Source organism: Arthrobacter sp. R1-13 (assembly GCF_054161475.1).
Genome location: NZ_CP096420.1, coordinates 1,116,824 through 1,135,803, shown reverse-complemented (window position 1 = coordinate 1,135,803; position 18,980 = coordinate 1,116,824). Strand labels below are relative to the sequence as shown.

The 18,980-nt window shown below is 63.1% G+C and carries 18 protein-coding genes; 9 read left to right on the top strand and 9 right to left on the bottom strand.

The features are described from left to right. The first annotated feature begins 77 nt into the window (after window positions 1-77). Window positions 78-347 (top strand): hypothetical protein, encoded by a 270-nt coding sequence (locus M1D88_RS05295; protein WP_458113524.1) that lies wholly within the window; start codon window positions 78-80, stop codon window positions 345-347. A 258-nt stretch (window positions 348-605) separates the two neighbouring features. Here the strand turns inward: M1D88_RS05295 and M1D88_RS05290 are convergent, their stop codons facing one another. The 3 genes from M1D88_RS05290 to M1D88_RS05280 all read right to left on the bottom strand — a co-directional run bounded on the left by M1D88_RS05290 (window position 606) and on the right by M1D88_RS05280 (window position 4,296). Beyond that, a complete protein-coding gene (locus M1D88_RS05290) occupies window positions 606-1,727 on the bottom strand; it encodes an IS110 family RNA-guided transposase (RefSeq protein ID WP_458113523.1) in 1,122 nt (373 codons plus the stop codon). Window positions 1,728-2,021: 294 nt separating this feature from the next. Then, window positions 2,022-3,671, bottom strand: a complete 1,650-nt coding sequence (locus M1D88_RS05285; RefSeq protein WP_458113522.1) for an alkaline phosphatase D family protein — start codon at window positions 3,669-3,671, stop codon at window positions 2,022-2,024. Window positions 3,672-3,744: 73 nt separating this feature from the next. Further along, window positions 3,745-4,296, bottom strand: coding sequence for a methyltransferase family protein (locus M1D88_RS05280; RefSeq protein ID WP_458113521.1), 552 nt, complete (start codon window positions 4,294-4,296; stop codon window positions 3,745-3,747). 132 nt (window positions 4,297-4,428) lie between these two features. Here M1D88_RS05280 and M1D88_RS05275 point away from each other — a divergent pair, with 132 nt between their 5' ends. Beyond that, entirely contained in the window at window positions 4,429-4,938 is a 510-nt protein-coding gene (locus tag M1D88_RS05275) for a DUF2231 domain-containing protein (RefSeq protein ID WP_458113520.1), read from the top strand. 59 nt (window positions 4,939-4,997) lie between these two features. Here M1D88_RS05275 and M1D88_RS05270 read toward each other — a convergent pair whose 3' ends face one another. The 4 genes from M1D88_RS05270 to M1D88_RS05255 all read right to left on the bottom strand — a co-directional run bounded on the left by M1D88_RS05270 (window position 4,998) and on the right by M1D88_RS05255 (window position 10,981). After that, entirely contained in the window at window positions 4,998-5,234 is a 237-nt protein-coding gene (locus M1D88_RS05270) for a hypothetical protein (RefSeq protein WP_458113519.1), read from the bottom strand. Next, complete coding sequence (locus tag M1D88_RS05265; RefSeq protein ID WP_458113518.1) at window positions 5,231-5,527, bottom strand: hypothetical protein; 297 nt, start codon at window positions 5,525-5,527, stop codon at window positions 5,231-5,233. The genes M1D88_RS05270 and M1D88_RS05265 overlap by 4 nt, the downstream gene beginning before the upstream one ends. A 260-nt stretch (window positions 5,528-5,787) precedes the next feature. Further along, window positions 5,788-10,113: a DUF7927 domain-containing protein gene (locus M1D88_RS05260; protein WP_458113517.1), complete on the bottom strand. Its 4,326-nt coding sequence runs from the start codon at window positions 10,111-10,113 to the stop codon at window positions 5,788-5,790. 472 nt (window positions 10,114-10,585) lie between these two features. Further along, entirely contained in the window at window positions 10,586-10,981 is a 396-nt protein-coding gene (locus tag M1D88_RS05255) for a hypothetical protein (protein WP_458113516.1), read from the bottom strand. Window positions 10,982-11,085: 104 nt separating this feature from the next. Between M1D88_RS05255 and M1D88_RS05250 the strand changes: the two genes are divergently transcribed. The 4 genes from M1D88_RS05250 to M1D88_RS05235 all read left to right on the top strand — a co-directional run bounded on the left by M1D88_RS05250 (window position 11,086) and on the right by M1D88_RS05235 (window position 14,095). Further along, window positions 11,086-12,213: a glycosyltransferase gene (locus M1D88_RS05250; RefSeq protein ID WP_458113515.1), complete on the top strand. Its 1,128-nt coding sequence runs from the start codon at window positions 11,086-11,088 to the stop codon at window positions 12,211-12,213. A 117-nt stretch (window positions 12,214-12,330) separates the two neighbouring features. Then, window positions 12,331-13,302, top strand: coding sequence for a membrane protein insertase YidC (gene yidC, locus M1D88_RS05245; protein WP_458113514.1), 972 nt, complete (start codon window positions 12,331-12,333; stop codon window positions 13,300-13,302). 3 nt (window positions 13,303-13,305) lie between these two features. Further along, entirely contained in the window at window positions 13,306-13,611 is a 306-nt protein-coding gene (locus tag M1D88_RS05240) for a DUF1905 domain-containing protein (RefSeq protein WP_458113513.1), read from the top strand. 136 nt (window positions 13,612-13,747) lie between these two features. Beyond that, complete coding sequence (locus M1D88_RS05235; RefSeq protein ID WP_458113512.1) at window positions 13,748-14,095, top strand: hypothetical protein; 348 nt, start codon at window positions 13,748-13,750, stop codon at window positions 14,093-14,095. Window positions 14,096-14,205: 110 nt separating this feature from the next. Here the strand turns inward: M1D88_RS05235 and M1D88_RS05230 are convergent, their stop codons facing one another. Next, window positions 14,206-14,409 (bottom strand): cold-shock protein, encoded by a 204-nt coding sequence (locus M1D88_RS05230; protein ID WP_024365339.1) that lies wholly within the window; start codon window positions 14,407-14,409, stop codon window positions 14,206-14,208. Between the two features lie 292 nt (window positions 14,410-14,701). Between M1D88_RS05230 and M1D88_RS05225 the strand changes: the two genes are divergently transcribed. The 3 genes from M1D88_RS05225 to M1D88_RS05215 all read left to right on the top strand — a co-directional run bounded on the left by M1D88_RS05225 (window position 14,702) and on the right by M1D88_RS05215 (window position 17,661). Beyond that, window positions 14,702-15,472, top strand: a complete 771-nt coding sequence (locus tag M1D88_RS05225; RefSeq protein ID WP_458113511.1) for an alpha/beta fold hydrolase — start codon at window positions 14,702-14,704, stop codon at window positions 15,470-15,472. Between the two features lie 96 nt (window positions 15,473-15,568). Then, on the top strand, window positions 15,569-15,928 hold the full coding sequence (locus M1D88_RS05220; protein WP_458113510.1) for a TfoX/Sxy family protein: 360 nt from the start codon (window positions 15,569-15,571) through the stop codon (window positions 15,926-15,928). 191 nt (window positions 15,929-16,119) lie between these two features. After that, window positions 16,120-17,661 carry an alanine/glycine:cation symporter family protein gene (locus M1D88_RS05215; protein WP_458113509.1) on the top strand — a complete coding sequence of 514 codons (1,542 nt, stop codon included), beginning with the start codon at window positions 16,120-16,122 and terminating at the stop codon, window positions 17,659-17,661. A gap of 51 nt (window positions 17,662-17,712) precedes the next feature. On the opposite strand, the gene M1D88_RS05210 is transcribed toward M1D88_RS05215, so the two are convergent. Next, the gene (locus tag M1D88_RS05210) at window positions 17,713-18,954 is read right to left on the bottom strand and encodes a S8 family serine peptidase (RefSeq protein ID WP_458113508.1); all 1,242 of its coding nucleotides are present in this window, start codon (window positions 18,952-18,954) and stop codon (window positions 17,713-17,715) included. Window positions 18,955-18,980 lie beyond the last annotated feature (26 nt).

The window sequence follows — 18,980 nt, the reverse complement described above, 5'->3', positions numbered from 1 at the left end:
GCCACGGACCCCCAGTAATCTGGGCTAATGACTCCGCCACCTTGCCCTTGCGTTCCGACTTGAGAAGGACCGCGTGCATGAGCAATTCCTTGGCCCCCGAACACCCGCCGAGGAAGGGCAAGACACTTCTGGCGCGCATCATCATTGACGTCCGCTTGCCTGACGGTAGCGAGTACAGCTACGTCATCCGCGCCAACTCGGAGTACTGTGCGAGTCTCACTCCCGGGGCAACGATCAGCATCAACAAAGGCGAGGTCGCCAACCCGATAGCGCGCCGAAACCAAAGACTACACCTGATATGTAGTCCTGCGTTGTCAATAGGCATGGGGAAGCGGTCCCGGGGTTGAGTTGCCTGGGACCGCTTCCTTTTTGGCCGGGATGGGCAGCCGATGGGTGGTCAGCGTGTCGTTGGCGACGGCGCGGTCAGACTGATATGCGCGGGTTGGTTACCGCAGGACGAAGTGTTCGGCTGGAGGTTACCGCTGGTCTAGCAATGACGGGCGTGGTCCGTTTCCGGTTGCCCATAGGTGTATCGCGGGTTTACTCCACGCGCTGCAAGGACCTCTCACGACTTTCACTTCCCGGGTTTTTCCTTGCCCCCTGGATCAGGGGCCGGAAGCTGTCGAGCGGGGGCCGACTTCGGCCTGATGTGCGCCGGTGGCCAGGGACCAGCACCAGCCGGCGAGCTCGCGGGCGACGGCGACGTTGGCGATGACCGGACGCTTACGGCGTTCGAGATAGTTGATCCAGCGGTTGTGCAGGCGCCGGTTCCCGGCATGGCCGCGGGTCCGTGCTTCAGAGCTGGCTTCTTCCCACCGTGACCGCATCAGCCGTGACGGATTGTTGTATGGTCTGCGGTGGTGCCAAGCGGCTTCAACGAGGAGCCGGCGGGCGTGTGTGTTGCCGGTTTTGGTGATGGAGCCCAGAGACCGGGACGCTCCCGATGAATGCTCTGTCGGGACCAGCCCGAGGTAAGCCCCGATCGTGGCGCCGGTAAAGCGATGCCAGTCACCGATCTCCACAGCCAATCCGAAGGCAGTCAGGGTCGAGATTCCCCGCAGGCACTGCAGCGCCCGGACAACGGATGTGTATTCGCTCCCGTACGCCATCGCAGTGATCGCCTCATCGAGGCGGTCGCGGCGGTCCGAGATCTCGTGCATCGCCTCAAGAGAAGACTCGTAGGTCAGTTGCCGGGCAGGGGCATCGAAATGCTGCCGGGCCAACCAGAGCTGATGGGTTCCGGTCCAGGCCTGCCCGCCCGAATACACCATGCCCTGGCGAAGCAGGAGCTTGGAGATCCGGTGCCGGGACCGCATCAGATCCCCGCGGACATCTTCCCGGGCGCGCACGAGGTCCCGTGCCGCTTCTTGGTCCGCTGACGGGATCCTGACCGACGTAATCTCGCCGAGTTTCAGCAGCCGGGCCAGATGGAGTGCGTCCTTGGCATCGGTCTTCACTCGGTCCCCGGACGGGCGCTGGAGTTTGGACGGAGCCGCGACCACCGTGTCGATCCCCGCCGCGAGCAGGAACCGGGCCAGACCGAAACCCGTCGGGCCGGCCTCGTAGACCACCCTCACCGGGGTAGGCAGGGATACGATCCAGGCAAGAATCTCGCCATGGTCCGGAGTCATCCGGTGCGGAATGACTTCACCGGTCTGCCCGTCCAACGCGCATGCGACAACGGTACGGGCATGGACATCCAAGCCAACGCTTGTACGCTCGAACATAGCTGGAACCTCCAATTTTCAAATGTGGCTCTACCTGTCCGCCAAGTGTGGCAGGCAACCCACGCCTTGCTTTGAAAAGGAGGTTCCAGCCCCTTCGGGCCACACTTCCTGGTCCTTCTGGCAGAGGCCATCAGCGCCGGGACCAGGATCCGGAACGCCACTACACTTTTACAAGCGCCCCCACGAACCTGGCGATCCGGATCCGCCCCGGCGACAATGGCATTCAGAAGGACCGCCCCTCGGCAGCGAGCCCCTCCTGCCTCATATCGTCTAGCCGGCAATGACTCTCGGCGTTCACCGCTCCGGGCGCAGCTCCTTACTCCACAGGACACCGCCGTTGGCGTTGCGGAGGCTGACCGTGAAGACGTCGTCCTCGCTCAGCTCCACGTGCCCGAAGTACTGGCTCTCGCCGCTTCGAGGTGATTCGTTAGCGTAGGCGCCTGCCTTGAAGAAGGCCACCTCGGGCCCGAAGGTGCCGTCCAGTTGGCCGGGGCCAAAGGTTCCGGCGTTGATAGGGCCAGCCACAAATTCCCAGAACGGATCGAAATCATGGAAGGCCGCACGCTCGGGAGAGTAGTGGTGTGCGGCGCAGTAGTGGACGTCGGCCGTCAGCCAGACCACGTTTTTAACCCGGTTGCGCTTGAACGCCGACAGCACACCCGCGATCTCGAGCTCCTTGCCCAAGGGGGCTCCGGCGTCGCGGTTGGCGAGAGATTCCTGGTTCACCGGGCCGTCAGGCACGATGAGTCCGAGCGGCAGGTCTGCCGAGATGACCTTCCAGGTGGCCTTGGAGCGGCTGACTTCCTTGACGAGCCAGTCGGCCTGTTCCTGGCCCAGGATGTGGGTGAGGTGCGTTTCTTTGCCGTCCGTGTTCGGGTCCTTGAAGGTGCGCATGTCCAGGCAGAAGATGTCCAGCTGCGGGCCACGGGAAATCTTGCGGTAGATGCGGGCGGGCTCGAAGCCTGTGCTCCCGTCGCTCAAAGCAGCAATCGGCTGGTACTCCTGCCACGCCTGGCGGCCCCGCGCCGCGAGCACGTCCACCCTGCGTTCGGTGTAGCGGGCGTCGGTGAGGATCTCCCCCGGGTACCAGTTGTTGGTGGTCTCGTGGTCGTCCCACTGGGCGATCACCGGAACCTCCGCGTACATCGCCCGCACATTTCGGTCCATGAGGTTATAGCGGTGCCGGCCGCGGAACTCGCTGAGCGTCTCGGCCACCTTGGACACTTCCTCGGTAACCAGGTTCCGCCAGATCTGCCCGTCCGGTTCGGTCACCTGGGCGGCGATGGGTCCATCTGCGTAGATAGTGTCGCCGGCATGGATGAAGAAGTCCGGGCGGGTGGCGTGCATGGCCGCGTAGCCGCGCATCCCGCCGATGTCCTCGTTGATGCCCCAGCCCTGGCCGGCGGTGTCGCCGGACCAGACGAAGCTCTGCCCGCGGCTCGCCCGGCCGCCGCCAACCCCGCCGCCAACGCCTCGGCCGTTCACGTTGGGACCGGGGGCCGTGCTGAACGAGCCCTGCGCAGCTTCCCCGGCGTTACCTTCGGGATCCTCGAAGTGCATGGTCAGCGCGAACCGCGTACCGCTGGGCAACTGTTGCGCGTTGATCTTCGATGTGAAGTCCGTGGCTTCGCTGGCGGTACTCCCCCGCAGCACCCGCTGGAAGGCGCGGCCGCCGCGGAGGGGCGACCCGCCGTCGTCGACCGCCAGCAGTCTGGCCACCAGCCGGCCCGGACCCGACGCGCGGGACCAGAGGACACCGGAATCGGCGGTGACATCGCCGGTGGCAATCCCGCATGGGAGCAGCAGCCTGTTACGGACCAGTGCGACGGCGGACGGGCGGGGAGCGTACGCAGCGGCGGTTCCAGCCGTGGTGGGAACGACGGCGGCACCACCGGCAGCGGCAAGGGCACCCTTGAGGATGTTTCGGCGGGTGAAAGCAGTCATGGGTTCATCCTTGACCGCCGGAGTGAACCGCCGGTGGATGGGGCGTGAACGTCAGTGCAGCTTTCGCTCCTCGTTAGCCGTGCCGTTTGAGAAACCCGAGGTAGCGCGGAACCCTTTCCGCGTACTCCGGGTAGGACTCTGGAAAGAGCCCGGCGACGTCGGCCTCTTCTTTGAGGACACTGGGGTGCTCCACAAACAGTTCCGCCGGTAGCGTCGCGAGGACCCAGGATGTCCCGGCAAGAACTCCCGCCCCCAGTTGGATGAGCCACCAGCCCACATACATGGGATGGCGGGTGATTGCATACGGGCCGGTGATCACCAGCTCCTCCGGCCGCTCCAATGCAAACGGGCCCGTTGAATGACGTCGCCGTTCCCCCAGCGCCCAGACATTCAGGCCGACGCCGGCAAGCACTAATCCTGCCCCGGCTGTTCGGTGGAGGGAGCGGCTGCCGGGAAGCGGCAGCGGGCGGAGCCGGTGAAGGAGAAGATCCAAGGACATTGCCACCACGACAGGCAAAGGCAGCGGGAGATTGTCGTAGTGCTCCTTCAAGCGCCCGCCCAGAGAGCTTGCGGTGAGGTGCGTGATCGCCCTGTTCTTGAGAGGAGTGGTTGGGTTGGCGTTCACGATTTCTCCATTCTTAGGGGCAGGCCCTCCGTTGTGACTCCACCCTAGATTCTAAAAGCAGCCGAGGCTAGTCTTGGAGTTGGAGGCCGGGATCGTCTTCGCCTCCCACGGTATGGTTCCAGGGAGGCGGGCATGGAGAGCAGGGCAAAGGCAGCAGGCCACGCAATTCACCAGCAGTTGGTTGTCTTCCCGCTGGGGTTGCTCACGGGAGCGGTTGTCTTCGACATCATCGGGTTGGTGCTGAACGACGGCCGCTTCACCACAGCCGGGTACCTGATGATCGCGGCAGGTGTCCTGATGGGCCTTCTTGCAGCGGTTTTCGGACTCATCGACTACCTCGCAGTGCCTGGCGAGTCCCGGGCCAAACGTGTCGGCCGGCTCCACGGAATCGGCAACGCCCTGATGCTGGTGCTATTCGCAGTCAGCTGGTTCCTCCGTGGCGGCACCCAGGACTACGTGCCAACCGCCTTGCCTTTCGTGCTTGAACTGGTGGCCATTGTTATCGCCACCGGCACGGCCTGGCTGGGTGGCGAGCTTGTCAGCCGGCTGGGAGTGGGAGTGGACGACGGCGCCAACCTCGACGCACCCGCCAAGCTCACCACCGGCATCTTCCTCAAACGTGGCGCAGGGCGGACTCACTGAGGAAGCCATAGTAAGCGCGGACATGGCCCCCAACAGCCCATACGCCATGTCCGCGCAGCCTAGTTGTTGCCCACGCATCCATCTGACTGCTGCTCCATGTCGTGACAATATGCGCGGAGTTGGAGTTCGTCATCGATGATGCGCAGAAGGTCCCGTGACGCATCCGGTCTGTACAGGTCCTGGGATTGCCGCAGGCAGCGCTGTAACTTCAGGAGGTCTCCGGTGGGCAACAGCGGCCACCTTCTGTATTTGTGGAACATGCGCTGGCCCTGCGAGGCCGTGCCGTTGCCGGTCATGCGGCCAGCCGTCCCTCGCGTCGAAGGAACCGTGAGCCATGACGCGTCTCCACTGGACCTGGCCGAAGCGTACTCAGGCCAGCGTCAGCCAGGGCTTGAAGTGCCTCAGGGGAAACGGCACGCAGCCGGCCCAAATCAACGTGGACGGTCAGGCTTGGAAGCATGCGCCGAGCGCGGCGTGCAATTGCAATGAGTCCACGCACATTTTCGGGAGTCAGGGTGCCGGCAGTTTTCAGCGTGACAGCCGTAACATCCAGGTCAACTGCAACAGTGACAGCAAGCTTGGTGGCCATAGAAAATACCTCAAGGAAAACCGGGTGGCCGCCTGCATAACCACGTCCAGATTATCAAAAGTGGTCTGTCACCGAAAAATTCTTCGTAACGTAGGACACAGACGGGCACCATGAGCCCTGGCCATGTCATCCGGAAAAGGCGTTTTAAAGCAGATGCAGGCTCCCTGTCTCAGGGGGAGCCTGCATCTGTTGTTACGGCCGCTTCTTATCAGCGCCGTTTCCGGTCACCGCTATATCGGGGGTAGCGGTGAACCGAAGTTTTAGATTGTGGGGGTTGCCCTTTCCTTTGTTTGTGTTGCCTGGCGCCGCCTGACGGTAACCAGAACGGTACCGGTGAGCAGTGCGAGCAGTGCAAACAGCGCTGCGCCGGTGATGGTGGCTCCGGTGTTGGCCAGTGGTGCCGGTGCGGGCGGTGTGCTGATCGGGTTGGTGGTGCAGAGGGGATCGCCGGTCACACACGCCGTTGCTGGTTGGCCGCCGGTCTGGAACAGGAAGTTGGCCAGCGTGTTGTCTCCGCGGGCGCCGTCCTGCTTGACCTGCACGGTGTAGGTCACGGTCGCGGTCTGGTTGGCTGCGAGTTCACCGGTGATGGTGAACGCGCCGTTCGTTATGGCCGAAGCAGCCAGGGCCGGATCCGAGGATACGGGGGCCGTGGTGATGTCCGCGTCGTCGAGCACACCGGCGATCAGGTCGGTGTAGTCCACGGCAGACGGGCCGGTTCCGGTGTTCTTGAACGTCAGCGTGTAGGTCAGCTTGTTTCCGGCGGCTGCGGCTGTGCCGGATGCCGGATCAACGCTCTTTGTGACAGTCAGGTCCGAGACAAAGTGCGTGGTGCTCCGGTTGCGGGTGGTCCCGCCGGGTGTTTCGGCGGTGACCGTGTTGGTGATGGTTCCGTCGCCGGTGCCCTGCGGGGCGAGGGTGACGGAGTAGGTGATGGTGACCACGGCGCCGACCGGGAGGTCCCCGGTCCAGGCCAGGGTGGGTGAGGTGAGGTTCACGGTTCCCGCGGACGCGGTGGCGTCGTTGTTGAACGTGGCGTCATCCAAAACGGCTGAGAGGTCATCGCTGATGCTCACCCCGGTCAAAGCCCCGGGTCCGGTCTGGGCCACAGTGATCGTGTAGGTGATCTTTTGACCGGGGGTGGCGGTGGCGCCGGAACCGGGGTCCGAGGACTTGTCCACCGTGTAAGCGCCCACCGGGTGGGTGGTGGTGCAGTCCGGGGTTTGACCGTTGACCGGAACGCATCCCGGGGAGGTCACGACGTTCGTCAGGATCTGGTCTCCTGCCGGGGGCGTATTGACCGTCACGGAGTAGGTGATCGTGGCCGTGCCGCCGACAGGGATGGTGCCGTTCCAGGACAGTCCGCCGTCAGCAACAGAGACAGCGCCTACGGAAGCGGCGGCGTCGTTGTTGTAGGTGGCGTCATCCAGAACAGCGGTCAGGTTGTCCGTGAGCATGGCGTTCGCGGGAACAGAACCGGTCTGGGTCACCGTGACCGTGTAGGTGACTTTCTGGCCCGGGACAACGGTGGATCCGGTGGCCGGGTCAGAGGTCTTCACCGTGGTGTAGTTGGCAACCTCAATCCCGGCGGAGTCGGAGTTGATCGTGGGAGGCACCTGCGAGTCAGCCGGGGTGTCCGCGGTCGCCGAGGCCGTGTTCACGAACGTCGACGCCACGCCTGCTCCCAGGGTGATTTCGAATTCATGGGTCTGGGTCGCGCCCGGAGCCAGGGAAGCAATGGTGAATCCGCCCTCCGCCGGGTACCTGTCATCGGAGACGACAACGTTTGTCAGTGTGCCCTGGCCCATGTTCGTGACCGTGATCCGGTACGGGACCGTATCGCCGGTACGGAAGGTCGGGTAGTCCACCGCGTCGTTCGCGTCGTGCCAGACACCGTTGGAGTCCCTGACTTCCTTCTTCAGCGATGCCGAGTAGTAGTTAGCGACCGTGATCGCCGCTGAGGTGCGCATCACCAGTTCGGTGTGCTCGGCCCGGCCCTGGGCCCGGTTCACCAGCACATCCCCGCCGGTGACACCGGCGGTCTCGATGGCAACAGTGAAGGCCTGGGTAGCCCCGGGTGCCAGTTCCGGACCGATCACGCGGACCGCGGTCGGGTTGGCCGGCTGGGTTGTGGTCCACCCGACGGTATTGCCGGTGACGTTTCCGGCAGCGCCGTTTCCCGCATGTGCCGGGTCATCGCTCAGCGAGGCCGGATCAGCCGTGGTGTAGTACACCGTGGAACCGGCGACGGCGGTGACTCCCGTTACCGCGTACGAGCCGCTGTAGGAGGTGCCGCGGCCGTCACCGTTGTAGGGCAGGATATCGATGGTGTCGGTGAAAGACTGCGGCAACGGGTCAAAAGACTTCATCGTGACAGTCCACGAGCCCTCGCCAACGCCGTCGCCGTTCACGTTCGGAATGAACGCCTCGTCAGCGGTCTTGCCTATCGAGGTGAAACCATTTGTCGCAACAGTGACCTGCGCCGTTGCCGGCCCGGTTGTAATGCCGCCAAGGGAGGCAGTTGCAGAGTTCGTGAGCGTCTGCCCCGGCGTGACCGTGCTGTCAGCAACAGCCTGGTAGGTCAGGGCGTGATCAGCATTCGTGCCCACCCCGTTCAGCGTCCATGTCAGCACCTGCTGTCCCGAACCATTAACACTCACAACAGGTTCCGGAGTGGCTGATCCGGCAACATAAGTCACTCCCGACGGGAGGGTGTCCACGATCTGGTAGCCATCCACAGTCGCCGGGATAGCACCTGCACCGTTCGCCGAATACGTGAGCGTGTAGGTCGCCGCGGCACCCGGGCTCACCACACTCCGATCAACGGACTTGGCGATCGCGGGCGCAGCCGTCACGATCCGAAGCACGTCCCGGAAGCCCGTGGTGCAGGGGTACCGCGATCCCGACGTGGGCGTAATGCACCCGGTCCCGTTCCACCAGTTATTCAGCGGGGCATCGAGAACGCCCGAGAAGAACGACCACACGTCCGTCCCGGCGGGCGTGCCCGGCCGGATCGTCTGGGTGACCACCGGGGTGATGTGCGGGTAGCTCGAAAATTGCTCGAACTGTCCCTGGGTGCCCGTGATGCGCATTGCCTTGACAGTGGTGAGGTCTGCCGGCTGGCTGGTCGTCCAGCCACTGCTGGAACCGCAATCGAACACGTTCGGGTCATAGGAGAGGCTGGCTGGATCCAGGGTGGGGTCGTTGCCGACGTAGTACTCGGTCGTCGTTCCGATGCCCGCGGCGGCGGGTTGTCCCCAATGCCATCCAGCAAAGGTTACGTACTTGGTGTCGAGGGCCGAGCACATGCCCACGATCCTGTCGTCAGGTCGGTCTGTGTGCAGTTGCATGGCCGTGTCCATGTACTGCCCAACTGTCGTACCTGCGGCCACGCGGTAGGTGTCGTCCCATTGGGTGCCACCGCTGCCGGTGTAGCCGCGGCCCCAGCCTGACGAGTAACTCCCGGGCGTTGTCCACGCCTTCGACTCTGTGTTGTTCGACGTGTCATCCTGCGCTATCTGCCCGGAAACCGACGTGTACGTGGGCGCATCCGACGTCAGGAGTGCTGAGCCTGAAGACGCCGTATTTACCCGGAGCCAAATCGAACCGGACGCCAGCGCGACCTGGTCCACGGGCAGCCGATTGCCGGCCGAATCAAGCGTGGGTGGATTGGCCGGTGCATAGTCGATACCGGAGATCGTCAGCTGGAACGTTGTCGGACCTGTCTGAATGATGTTGCAGGTGCCCGCGGGCGCCGTCATCTGATTGGCGGGATGGGTGCCCCCGGACCATGGGTGACCGTCTGCAACGCCCGGGCCTTCAAAAGGCGTGCAGCCCTTCGGATCAACGGAGATCGCACCACCCTGAGGGGAGGCAATAATCAGGTTATAGGTGATTGACTGCGGCCCGGCCTCACTTGCCTTCGCCTTACTTAGCGTCCACTCGTAGTCAATCAGGAAACCACCGTCGCCAAAGGAAAAGTTCGGCGTACCAACGCCCCAGCGCATGTCCATCCCGAAGGTGTTGACGATGTTGATCGGGCTCAAGTCGGCAGTCTGGCTGTCGATAGTGCCTGCCGCGGTGACTTGGCTGCCCGTGGGGCCTTCCGCCACTATAGGCGTCTGGATCACGACGGCGGTGCCTTGGTTAAGGGTTCCCAGGTTGCAGGTAAGTGTAGTTCCGTCAGCCGAGATGGATGAGACGGGGGTGACGCCGGTGGTCAGGCACAGGGTTGGAACGGCATCGAACCGCCCATTGGCGACTGTCGCCGTGAAAGTGACGTTCTCAACTGGGGCATTCGATGGAGCGGCGGCGTCGTCATTGACGTTCAACCGCCAGATGCCGGTGACGACATCTCCAGAAGTGACCGAGGCGGGAGTTCCAGCCTCCCAGGCAGCCGTTAACTCATATACCGGGGCTGCATTCGCTGCACCCGCCGGAAGCAACGCCAGAGTCAAAGCTGAAATAACCGTCACCACGCCGGCTGCGAGTCCGCGTTGCTTTCCTGTCCCCTTGGGAGGACCGTCCGCACGGGGCACACCACCCCGGAACTTCCCAAAACTCAGCGACTTGCGTAAAAGGTTCAACGGACTACCACCTGACGGTTGGATCAGGGTACAACTCGACCCCAATGGTTCTTTGGGTCACACCATTCGCAGCTGAACGCGCTGGAATTTGCTCCCCCCCATGTATGAATAGTAGATGCAAAAAGTTCCATGTCAATTATCTTGATTAACGCTAACAACCGAGACACAAATGTAAGGCTGCTTAGCACTTCTGGGAAAATAAGGCTACTTATAATAAACACAGGTTTGTCCTAACAAAGCTGCAGCCTGGGCCCGTTTGGCAGGACTCATGCGCCCAGAGTTCGGTCACACAGTCTTTGAGTAGGGAGGGTCTCTTGCCCGCTAACCGTTCCTTAGGTGCGCTCTAACGTTCCGACCGACCGGTTTTTTATTTCCCGCAAAGGTGCATATGATTTTCGCCCAATACGTGCAAGGAAAACTAAGCCAAGAATTCATTCGCTCGACATTCATACTTTGTTTATCTTCGGGAATGTCAGAACATCAGCAGAACGAACCCGCCCAGGGTGCAGACCAACCCGGTCGCGGTTAGGATCCACCCGATGGTCATGACGGTGTTGTCGGGCCGGTGCGGGCCGAGGCTCCATCTGCCGGGGTGGCACACGTCGTAATGGAGCGCCACTTCGCTGCCGGTTTCGAGGCCCTTCGTTTCCTCTGCGGTGAGAAGGGAATAGTGGGAGGTGTTGTCCCCGTCGGACCAGCGGAAGCCCTTGAACCCTCCGGCTTCGACAACCTCCGCAGTGGTCACAGTCCACGGGCAGCGGCGTCTCGCAAGCACCCAGCCGGCGATCAGCAGCGGGATACCGGGAATGAAGCCCACCCAGGTCATCAGTTCCAGGATGGGTCCAAGAACTTCTACGGGTCCGGGCATGATTCGATCATATCCGCCGATTTCGCAGAGCTCTGCCCAGGAAGCGCGCGGAGGACTAGAATCCAGCCCACCGGATGTGCCGTTCCTGACGCCAGGAGGATGCTGTGTCTACCTTCCTCTTTGCAACGCTCGACGCCGGCGGGAACCTGCCGCCCGCCGTCGGCATCACCCGCGAACTGGTGAGGCTCGGGCACCGGGTGCGTTTCCTGGGCCATCCCCGGCAGGAGGCTGCGATTGAGGCATCGGGCGCGGAATTCCGGCCTTACAGCCATTCGCCGAGGATGGCGTTGGCGGAGCAGATGCCCACGCTGCAGCAGATCTCCATGCTGGTGTCGGTGTTCACCGACGCCGGCATCGCCCAGGACGTGGTGGAGGAAGCCCGGAGGGAACGGACTGACGTGGTGATCGTGGACTGCCTGCTGCTGGGAGCCCTCGACGCCGCCGCCAGGGCCGGGCTCTTCACCGTGGCGCTGGTGCACAGCTTCTACGCGTTCTTCGACGGCCCGTTCCGACGGACTCCCATCACGACGATGTTGGCGATGCGCGGGTTGGGCCCGCGCCGGGTGATGAGCCGCGCCAACCGCATCCTGGTGTGCACCGACCGGCGGCTTGATCCGGCCGGACGCCCCGGCAGGAAGGGCGCAGGGGACCAGAACGGGAGGGTGGTGTGGTCGGGAGCAGTGGTCGACGTCGAACGCCCGGTATCTGCTCCCGCCCCCGGTTCCACACCGCGTGTACTGGTGAGCCTGAGCACCACAGCCTTCAACGGGCAGGAAGCGTTTATGCAGAAGGCGCTGGACGCGGTGGCGGACCTGCCGCTCGAGGTGATCCTGACAACCGGACCGGCGATCAACGCCGCCAGAATCTGGGCACCGCCGAACGTCACCGCGCACGCTTATCTTCCGCACCGAGAGGTCATGCCGGAGTGCGTTGCGGTGCTCGGGCACGGCGGGCACGCCACCACCATGCTCGCTCTGGCGCACAATCTGCCTCTGGTGATCGCCCCGATGCATCCCCTGCTCGATCAGCGGATGGTGGGCCAGGCTGTGCAGGATGCCGGGGCAGGGCTGTTGATCAAACCCTCGGCGTCTGCGGAGGAGATTGCCACTGCCCTATGGACAGCTGCGGAGTCGGCGAGCCTGCATCTTGGTGCCGCGACTGTGGGGCGGCGGCTCAGGAGGGCCGACGGCGCCCGCACAGGCGCGCTGTTCCTCGAGGACATCGCTTGCTGATCACAGCCGCTGGCCTCTCCCCCGGCCCCAGTCCAACCATGCGGATCGCTGCTGGGCTAGGCTCACATTATGACGCCTTCCGTCGGCCGCCTGCGGCCTAACGATTAGGGATAATGTATGGACCTGTTTGAAACAATCATGTTTCCGTTCCAGTGGCTGGTGTCCGTCATTATGGTCGGCTTCCACGAGGGCCTGAGCAGCATCGGGATGCCGCCGGCCAGCGGCTGGACGTGGACGTTGTCCATCATCGGGCTGGTGCTGGTGATCCGCGCGGCTCTGATCCCGGTGTTCGTCAAGCAGATCAAAGCCCAGCGCGGAATGCAGCTCCTGCAGCCCGACCTGAAAAAACTGCAGGACAAGTACAAAGGCAAAAAGGACCAGCTGTCCCGCCAGGCCATGGCGCAGGAGCAGATGACCCTGTACAAGACACACGGCACCAACCCCTTCTCGGCTTGCCTCCCCCTCCTGATCCAGATGCCGTTCTTCTTCGCGCTCTTTACTGTGCTCGCGGGCATCAGCCCGGCCCAACAAGCCGGTGAGGGCATCGGCGCCATGAGCCCTGAGCAAGTGGCACAGTTCGATGCGTCCACCATCTTTGGCGCGCCCCTGACTGCCACGTTGCTTCACAATCCAGAGGGCAACCCCACCGCGGTCATGATCCTGACCATTGTGATGATCCTCGCTATGACGGCCACGCAGTTCATCACGCAGAAGCAGATCATGGCCAAGAACATGTCCGAAGAGGCCATGGCCAGCCCGTTCATGCGGCAGCAGAAGATGCTGCTCTACATCCTGCCGATCGTGTTCGGGGTGGGCGGCATCAACTTCCCCATCGGCGTGCTGATCTACTGGACCACCACCAACCTGTGGACCATGGGGCAGCAGTTCTTTGTGATCCGCCGGATGCCGACGCCGGGATCCCCCGCCGCGAAGGCCCTCGCCGAGCGCCGTGCTGCTAAGGGGCTTCCGCCCGTGCCCAACCCCGGAGGAAAAAAAGACCCTCACGCTGAGACCGCCGCTGCAGCTGCCATTGCGCATGCCAAGGGCCACCAGCGCGTCCAGCCGCACCGGAAGAAGAGGAAGAAGTAGCGCGTGACTGTGACTTACGGGTTCCGGGGCGAGCTATGGCATCTTCCCGAGGAAGCCGGATGGCACTTCGTCACTCTGCCGCAGGACCTGGCGGAGCAGCTCAGGGAGGATTCAGCACCGTTCCGGAAGGGCTTCGGTTCTGTAAGGGTCAACGCTTCCATCGGCGGGCACCGCTGGTCCACTTCGGTGTTCCCGGACGCCAAGACCAGCTCGTACCTGCTTCCGGTGAAAAAGGCGGTCAGGACGGCGGCGGGCATCCGCGCCGGAGACGAGGTCGACGTCGAACTTTCCCTGCTGCTCGATAGCTGATTTCGTTCCGGGGGGCTTCGCCCGCAGCGCTTTACAGCGGCTCTATCCTGCCGCATTTCACAGGACTACTATGCAGGTGCGGTGCTGACACCGCACAGCGGCGATTGCCGAAGCAACTTCATGGAAGGACATTGTCATGGAATGCATCACCTGGTTCGCTCCGATCCTGCCCGGGAGGATGGACGAGTGGAAGTCGCTCATCGAGGAGATTCACGGCCCCCGTGGGGAGGATCACCGGCGTTCGCGTGAGCGCATGGGTCTGACCCGGGAAGTAGTGAGCCACATGCAGACGCCGCAGGGGGACTTTGCCTGCCTGTTCCATGAGGGCGAGGACCTCACCAGGTCCTTCCAGGCGGTGGCCAACTCAGACGATCCGCACGATCAGTGGTTCAGGGAGAAAATCCAGGCAATTCATGGCATCACGGATGACATGCTGCAGGGCCCACTCCCTGCGTCTCTCAGCTTGGACTTCAAGACCGCCTGAGCCGCCGTCGTGGAACCCGCGGGTTAAACAAAAGCAGGGCCGGTCAATGACCGGCCCTGCTCGAAACCTTTACGGCTCCGGACTCAGAAGAGTTAGCTGAAAGCTAAGTCTTAGAGAGCCTGGATGTTTACGGCCTGAGGACCCTTGGGGCCCTGCTCGGTTTCGAAGGAGACCTTCTGGTTCTCTTCGAGTGAGCGGAAGCCGGAGGAAGCGATCGCAGAGTAGTGTGCGAAAACGTCCTGTGAGGAGTCATCGGGGGAAATGAAGCCGAAGCCCTTTTCAGCGTTAAACCATTTGACGGTACCAGTAGCCATTATTTTTGTCCTTCGTGAAGGTGGAGGAAAAGTCCCGACTTTCGGGTCCTCCGGTGTGGGGTGTTCAAAACCGCTACTTCAGAAGAACGCGGACTTTCGACCGCGCGTACTGCCTGAACTACGAACTGCTAAAAACACAACAACAAAAACGACTCTACACGAGATATTGCGGTAACGCTTAAAACCTCTCCGCCCGGGCGCGTCGTGCAGGTTTATAAGTTGCCAAGCGGCCCCTCTTAATCTGCCTCCCAGCTCCCCTTGTAAACGGAGCGGCCGGGCGTATGGTTCTTCCATGGGACCGATTAGGGCCATCCTGCTTCCTGGGGGCGTGCTCCCCGCCCGGCCTGCCTACGAAGCGCTGATTGGGGCCTTGGGATCCGACGTCGAGGCGGTTGCCAAGGACCTGGAACTCTACGCTGACGACGAGCCTCCACCCGGCTGGAGCCTGGACACCGAGATCGAGGGCGTCCTGCGCGAAGCCGACGCGCGGGGCTGGGAGACGTTCCATCTCGCCGGGTACTCCGGCGGCGGGGCGGCTGCCTTGGCCTTGGCTGCGAAGCATCCCGAACGCCTGCTGAGCCTGACCCTGCTCGAACCGGCGTGGGCCGGGAACTGGGACTGGAGTCCGGCGCATGCGGAGTTCTGGAAAAAGTTCGAAGCGCTGGAAACACTTCCGCCCGAGCAGTTCATGCCCGCCTTTGTGAGGCTGGGAGTGAGGCCCGACGTCGTCCTTCCGCCTCCGCCAGTGGGTGACCCGCCGCCGTGGATGGCCAAACGGCCGGCGGGGATCAGGGCGTTCCTGCAGGATTTTAAGAGCTACGACCTGGACAGGCCCAGTCTGGCTTCCTTTAGCCGGCCCGTGTTCTTCGCCCTTGGCGGCCTCAGCAACCCGGATCATTACGGTGAGATTGCCAGCCGTCTGGCAAGAGTGTTCTTCCCGGACTTCCACTTGGAGGTGTTCCCCAAGCGCCACCACTTCGACCCGCCCCACCGGATCGAGCCCCAGCGGCTGGCTGAATTGCTGCGGAGGCACTGGGAACAGGCGGAAGCGGCCTCTGCCTGACTCCTGACGGTCTAGCCCCTCCTGGCTAACAGGCATATTCTGCAAGCAAGTCAGAGCCAGCCATCACGCCTTTTCGCGACCCGGGGAGAAGTTCACATGCAGATGCCCAAAGCGTCCGACGCCGACAAGGAACACTTCCGCTCCGTCCTGCCACAGGACGCCGACATTGTGGTCAAGCCGATGTTCGGCAATCTCGGCGCCTTCGTCAACGGGAATATGTTCGCCGGCCTGTTCGGCCCGACCATCGGGGTCAGGCTTTCCGACGCCGACCGTGCCGAGCTTGAAGGCACCGAGCGGACTGTTCCGTTTGGTCCGGCTGACCGTCCGATGGGCGGCTATGTCGGGCTGCCGGAAATGTGGAACGGCGACGGCGGCGATGATTCCGCAAGGGAAAGGGCATGGATTTCGAAGGCCTACGCCCATGTGTCCCGACTGCCCCCGAAGGCTCCCAAGTAGACGGCTCCGCCGTAAAAGAGGAAGCAAACCCGGAAGTGTAAGCGGGGTTTCCCAGGCAACGCCAAATGGACTAACACCTTTACGTTGTGAGAAGCTTCACAGGTTTTGGTGTGGTGCGCGCCACTGCGTCCACCGGCCACGCGCAGCACCAACCGCATCACCCGCGCTCTTCCTGGAGGGAACCCACACTTATGAGCGATGTCTTATCAGCCATCAATAGCGTGATCTGGAGCGACTGGCTTGTCTATCTCTGCCTCGCCACCGGCGTCTACTTCTCCATCCGCACACGCTTCCTGCAGGTCCGGCACGTCAAGGGAATGATCCAGCAGCTGGTTCGGGGTGAGAAGTCCGCCTCCGGCGTCTCCTCGTTCCAGGCTCTGGCGATGTCCCTGTCCGGCCGCGTCGGCACCGGCAACGTCGCCGGCGTCGCCACCGCGGTCGCCTTCGGCGGACCGGGCGCCCTGTTCTGGATGTGGGTAGTCGCCTTCCTGGGCGCGTCGACGTCGTTCATTGAGTCGACCCTCGGCCAGATCTACAAGACCCGCGACCCGCTGACCGGCGAGTACCGCGGCGGCCCGGCCTATTACTTCTCCCGCGCGTTCGCCCACACCAAGGGCGCCGGGTTCTTCAAGGTCTACGGCTACGTCTTCGCCGCCGTGACCGTTCTGGCCTGTGGCGTCCTGATGCCCGGTGTCCAGGCCAACTCGATGGCCACGGCAATCGGCGGCGCTTGGACCATTGAGCCGTGGATGGTTTCCGTTGGCTCCGTTATCCTCCTGGCGTTTGTCATCATCGGTGGCGTGAAGCGGATCGCCAGCGTCGCGGCATTCGTTGTGCCGTTCATGGCTGTCGGCTACATCGTCCTCGCCCTGATCGTCGTCTTCATGAATGCCGGCCAACTGCCGGAGATCCTCGCCCTGGTATTCCGCAGCGCCCTGGGTATGGATTCCGCCCTCGGCGCCATCATCGGCCTGGCAGTGATGTGGGGCGTCAAGCGCGGCGTCTACTCGAACGAGGCCGGCCAGGGAACGGGTCCGCACTCCGCGGCCGCCGCCGAGGTGTCGCACCCCGCCAAGCAGGGCCTGGTCCAGGCCTTCGCCGTCTACATCGACACGTTGTTTGTGTGCTCGGCCACCGGCTTCCTGATCCTCTCCACCGGCGCCTACCGCGTCTTCTCCGGAGGCACTGAAGACGGCGAGATCCTCGCTGAGGGCGGGCTGCTTTCGGCCACGGCCACTGTGGGCCCCCAGTTCGTGCAGACCGGGTTCGACTCCGTCTTCCCCGGCGTCGGCGCGGCATTCATCGCGATCACGCTGATCTTCTTCTGCCTGACCACGGTCATCGCCTACTACTACATGGCGGAGACCAACCTGCGCTTCCTCGTAGGCAACTCCTCGAACAAGATGATTCCGGGTGTCCGGGCCAGCATCGGCCGCGTGACCACCACCGCCCTGCAGGTGTTGATCCTTATCGCCGTCGCCTACGGCTGCGTGAACACAGCAGCCGACGCGTGGGTGATGGGCGACATCGGCGTCGGCCTGATGGCCTGGCTGAACATCGTGGGCATCCTGATCCTGCAGAAGCCTGCCCTCAAGGCGCTCAACGACTTCGAGAGGCAGCAGAAGCTCGGCCTTGACCCGGTCTTCGACCCGCAGCCCCTCGACATCACCGGGGCCACCTTCTGGGAGTCCTACAAGACGGCCCGCGCCGAGAAGGAATCCGCGCGGATCTAGCCTGCACGGCACCGTGCGCCGCGCCGTTCACGCGGCGCGCGGTGGCTGTAACTACCGAACGGCTCTGTCAGCGTTCACGCGGCCGTTTGCCCAGTAGGTGCCCGTGCCGGCAATCTTGTCGGCGGTTGATTCAAGCTTTGAGCGGATTATCGTGTGCGTTGCACTTGGAGTGGAGCTCCAGGCAAGCGCGGCAGTGGCAGCGACGATCGGTGAGGACATCGAGGTTCCGTTACCCACGTCGTAACCGAATGAGCGCTTGTTCTGTGTGCCGAGGACGAAGGTGTGGTTCGGGAAGGTGGAGTAGACGTTCACGCCGGGCGCTGCGAGGTCCACCCAGCTGGCGCCGTAGGTCGAGAACGATGCCTTGGCGTCGTTGTTGTCGGTAGCTGCGACGGCAATAACGTTGGGGTAGGCGCCCGGGTAGATCTTGGTCTGATTGGCGCCGTTGCCTGCTGCGCCAACCAGCACAACGCCTTTGTTCCAGGCGTTGTTGACGGCAGCTTCGAGGGTGCGTGATGCCCGCACGCCGAGGCTCATGTTGATCACCTTGGCCCCGTTATTGACGGCCCAGTTGATCCCGTTGGCAAGGGCCGACGTCGATCCGATCCCGCTGTCGTTCAGTACTTTGCCGTCCAGGATGCTGCACCCGGGGCACGTACCGGCTACGCCTTGGGTGTTGTTGTAGGTGGCGGCGACGATGCCGGCAACGTGCGTGCCGTGGCCGTAGTTGTCGTCACCTGTTTCGCCACTGGTGAAGTTGGCTCTTGCGTTAACTTTCGGCGTGATGTCGGGGTTGTCGTTTGCTACACCCGAGTCGAGGACGGCAACTTTGATGCCGGCACCGGTGGTGACGTTCCACGCTTCGACGGCGTCGACGTCGGCGTCCGCTTTGCCCCCTGGCTGAGTCAGCGTGCCCGCGGTATTAGTGAATGACTGGCCGGTGTTTTGCAGCGCGTACTGGCGGGGGAAGTATTCGTCAGCCGTGGCGGCGGTCACTAGCTCGTCCGGCTCGGCGTACTCAACTGCCGGATTGCGGCTCAGAGCTTCGATCAATTGACGTTCTTTGCCCGCCGGTACGTTGATCAGTTTCGCCCTGGTACTGCCAATACTCTTGCCCTCGCTAAGGCCGTGCTGGCGGAGGGCGCCTGCCGCAGCATGATCGTCGCGGAACTTGACGATGATTTGCCCGTCGACGGGCGGCGGCGCAACCGCCGCGTTGCCCGGGGCTGCAAAAGTGATCGCGCCAAAGCCCATGGTCAAAGCGGCGAATCCGGCCAGGACAACTTTCTTCATCTCATCATTTTGCTCCCTGACACCAT

Coding starts and splice junctions, on each gene's coding strand:
- M1D88_RS05295 (WP_458113524.1), top strand. CDS start 78: ATGAGCAATTCCTTGGCCCCCGAACACCCGCCGAGGAAGGGCAAGACA.
- M1D88_RS05290 (WP_458113523.1), bottom strand. CDS start 1,727: ATGTTCGAGCGTACAAGCGTTGGCTTGGATGTCCATGCCCGTACCGTT.
- M1D88_RS05285 (WP_458113522.1), bottom strand. CDS start 3,671: ATGACTGCTTTCACCCGCCGAAACATCCTCAAGGGTGCCCTTGCCGCT.
- M1D88_RS05275 (WP_458113520.1), top strand. CDS start 4,429: ATGGAGAGCAGGGCAAAGGCAGCAGGCCACGCAATTCACCAGCAGTTG.
- M1D88_RS05270 (WP_458113519.1), bottom strand. CDS start 5,234: ATGACCGGCAACGGCACGGCCTCGCAGGGCCAGCGCATGTTCCACAAA.
- M1D88_RS05265 (WP_458113518.1), bottom strand. CDS start 5,527: ATGGCCACCAAGCTTGCTGTCACTGTTGCAGTTGACCTGGATGTTACG.
- M1D88_RS05255 (WP_458113516.1), bottom strand. CDS start 10,981: ATGCCCGGACCCGTAGAAGTTCTTGGACCCATCCTGGAACTGATGACC.
- yidC (WP_458113514.1), top strand. CDS start 12,331: ATGGACCTGTTTGAAACAATCATGTTTCCGTTCCAGTGGCTGGTGTCC.
- M1D88_RS05235 (WP_458113512.1), top strand. CDS start 13,748: ATGGAATGCATCACCTGGTTCGCTCCGATCCTGCCCGGGAGGATGGAC.
- M1D88_RS05230 (WP_024365339.1), bottom strand. CDS start 14,409: ATGGCTACTGGTACCGTCAAATGGTTTAACGCTGAAAAGGGCTTCGGC.
- M1D88_RS05225 (WP_458113511.1), top strand. CDS start 14,702: ATGGGACCGATTAGGGCCATCCTGCTTCCTGGGGGCGTGCTCCCCGCC.
- M1D88_RS05220 (WP_458113510.1), top strand. CDS start 15,569: ATGCAGATGCCCAAAGCGTCCGACGCCGACAAGGAACACTTCCGCTCC.
- M1D88_RS05215 (WP_458113509.1), top strand. CDS start 16,120: ATGAGCGATGTCTTATCAGCCATCAATAGCGTGATCTGGAGCGACTGG.
- M1D88_RS05210 (WP_458113508.1), bottom strand. CDS start 18,954: ATGAAGAAAGTTGTCCTGGCCGGATTCGCCGCTTTGACCATGGGCTTT.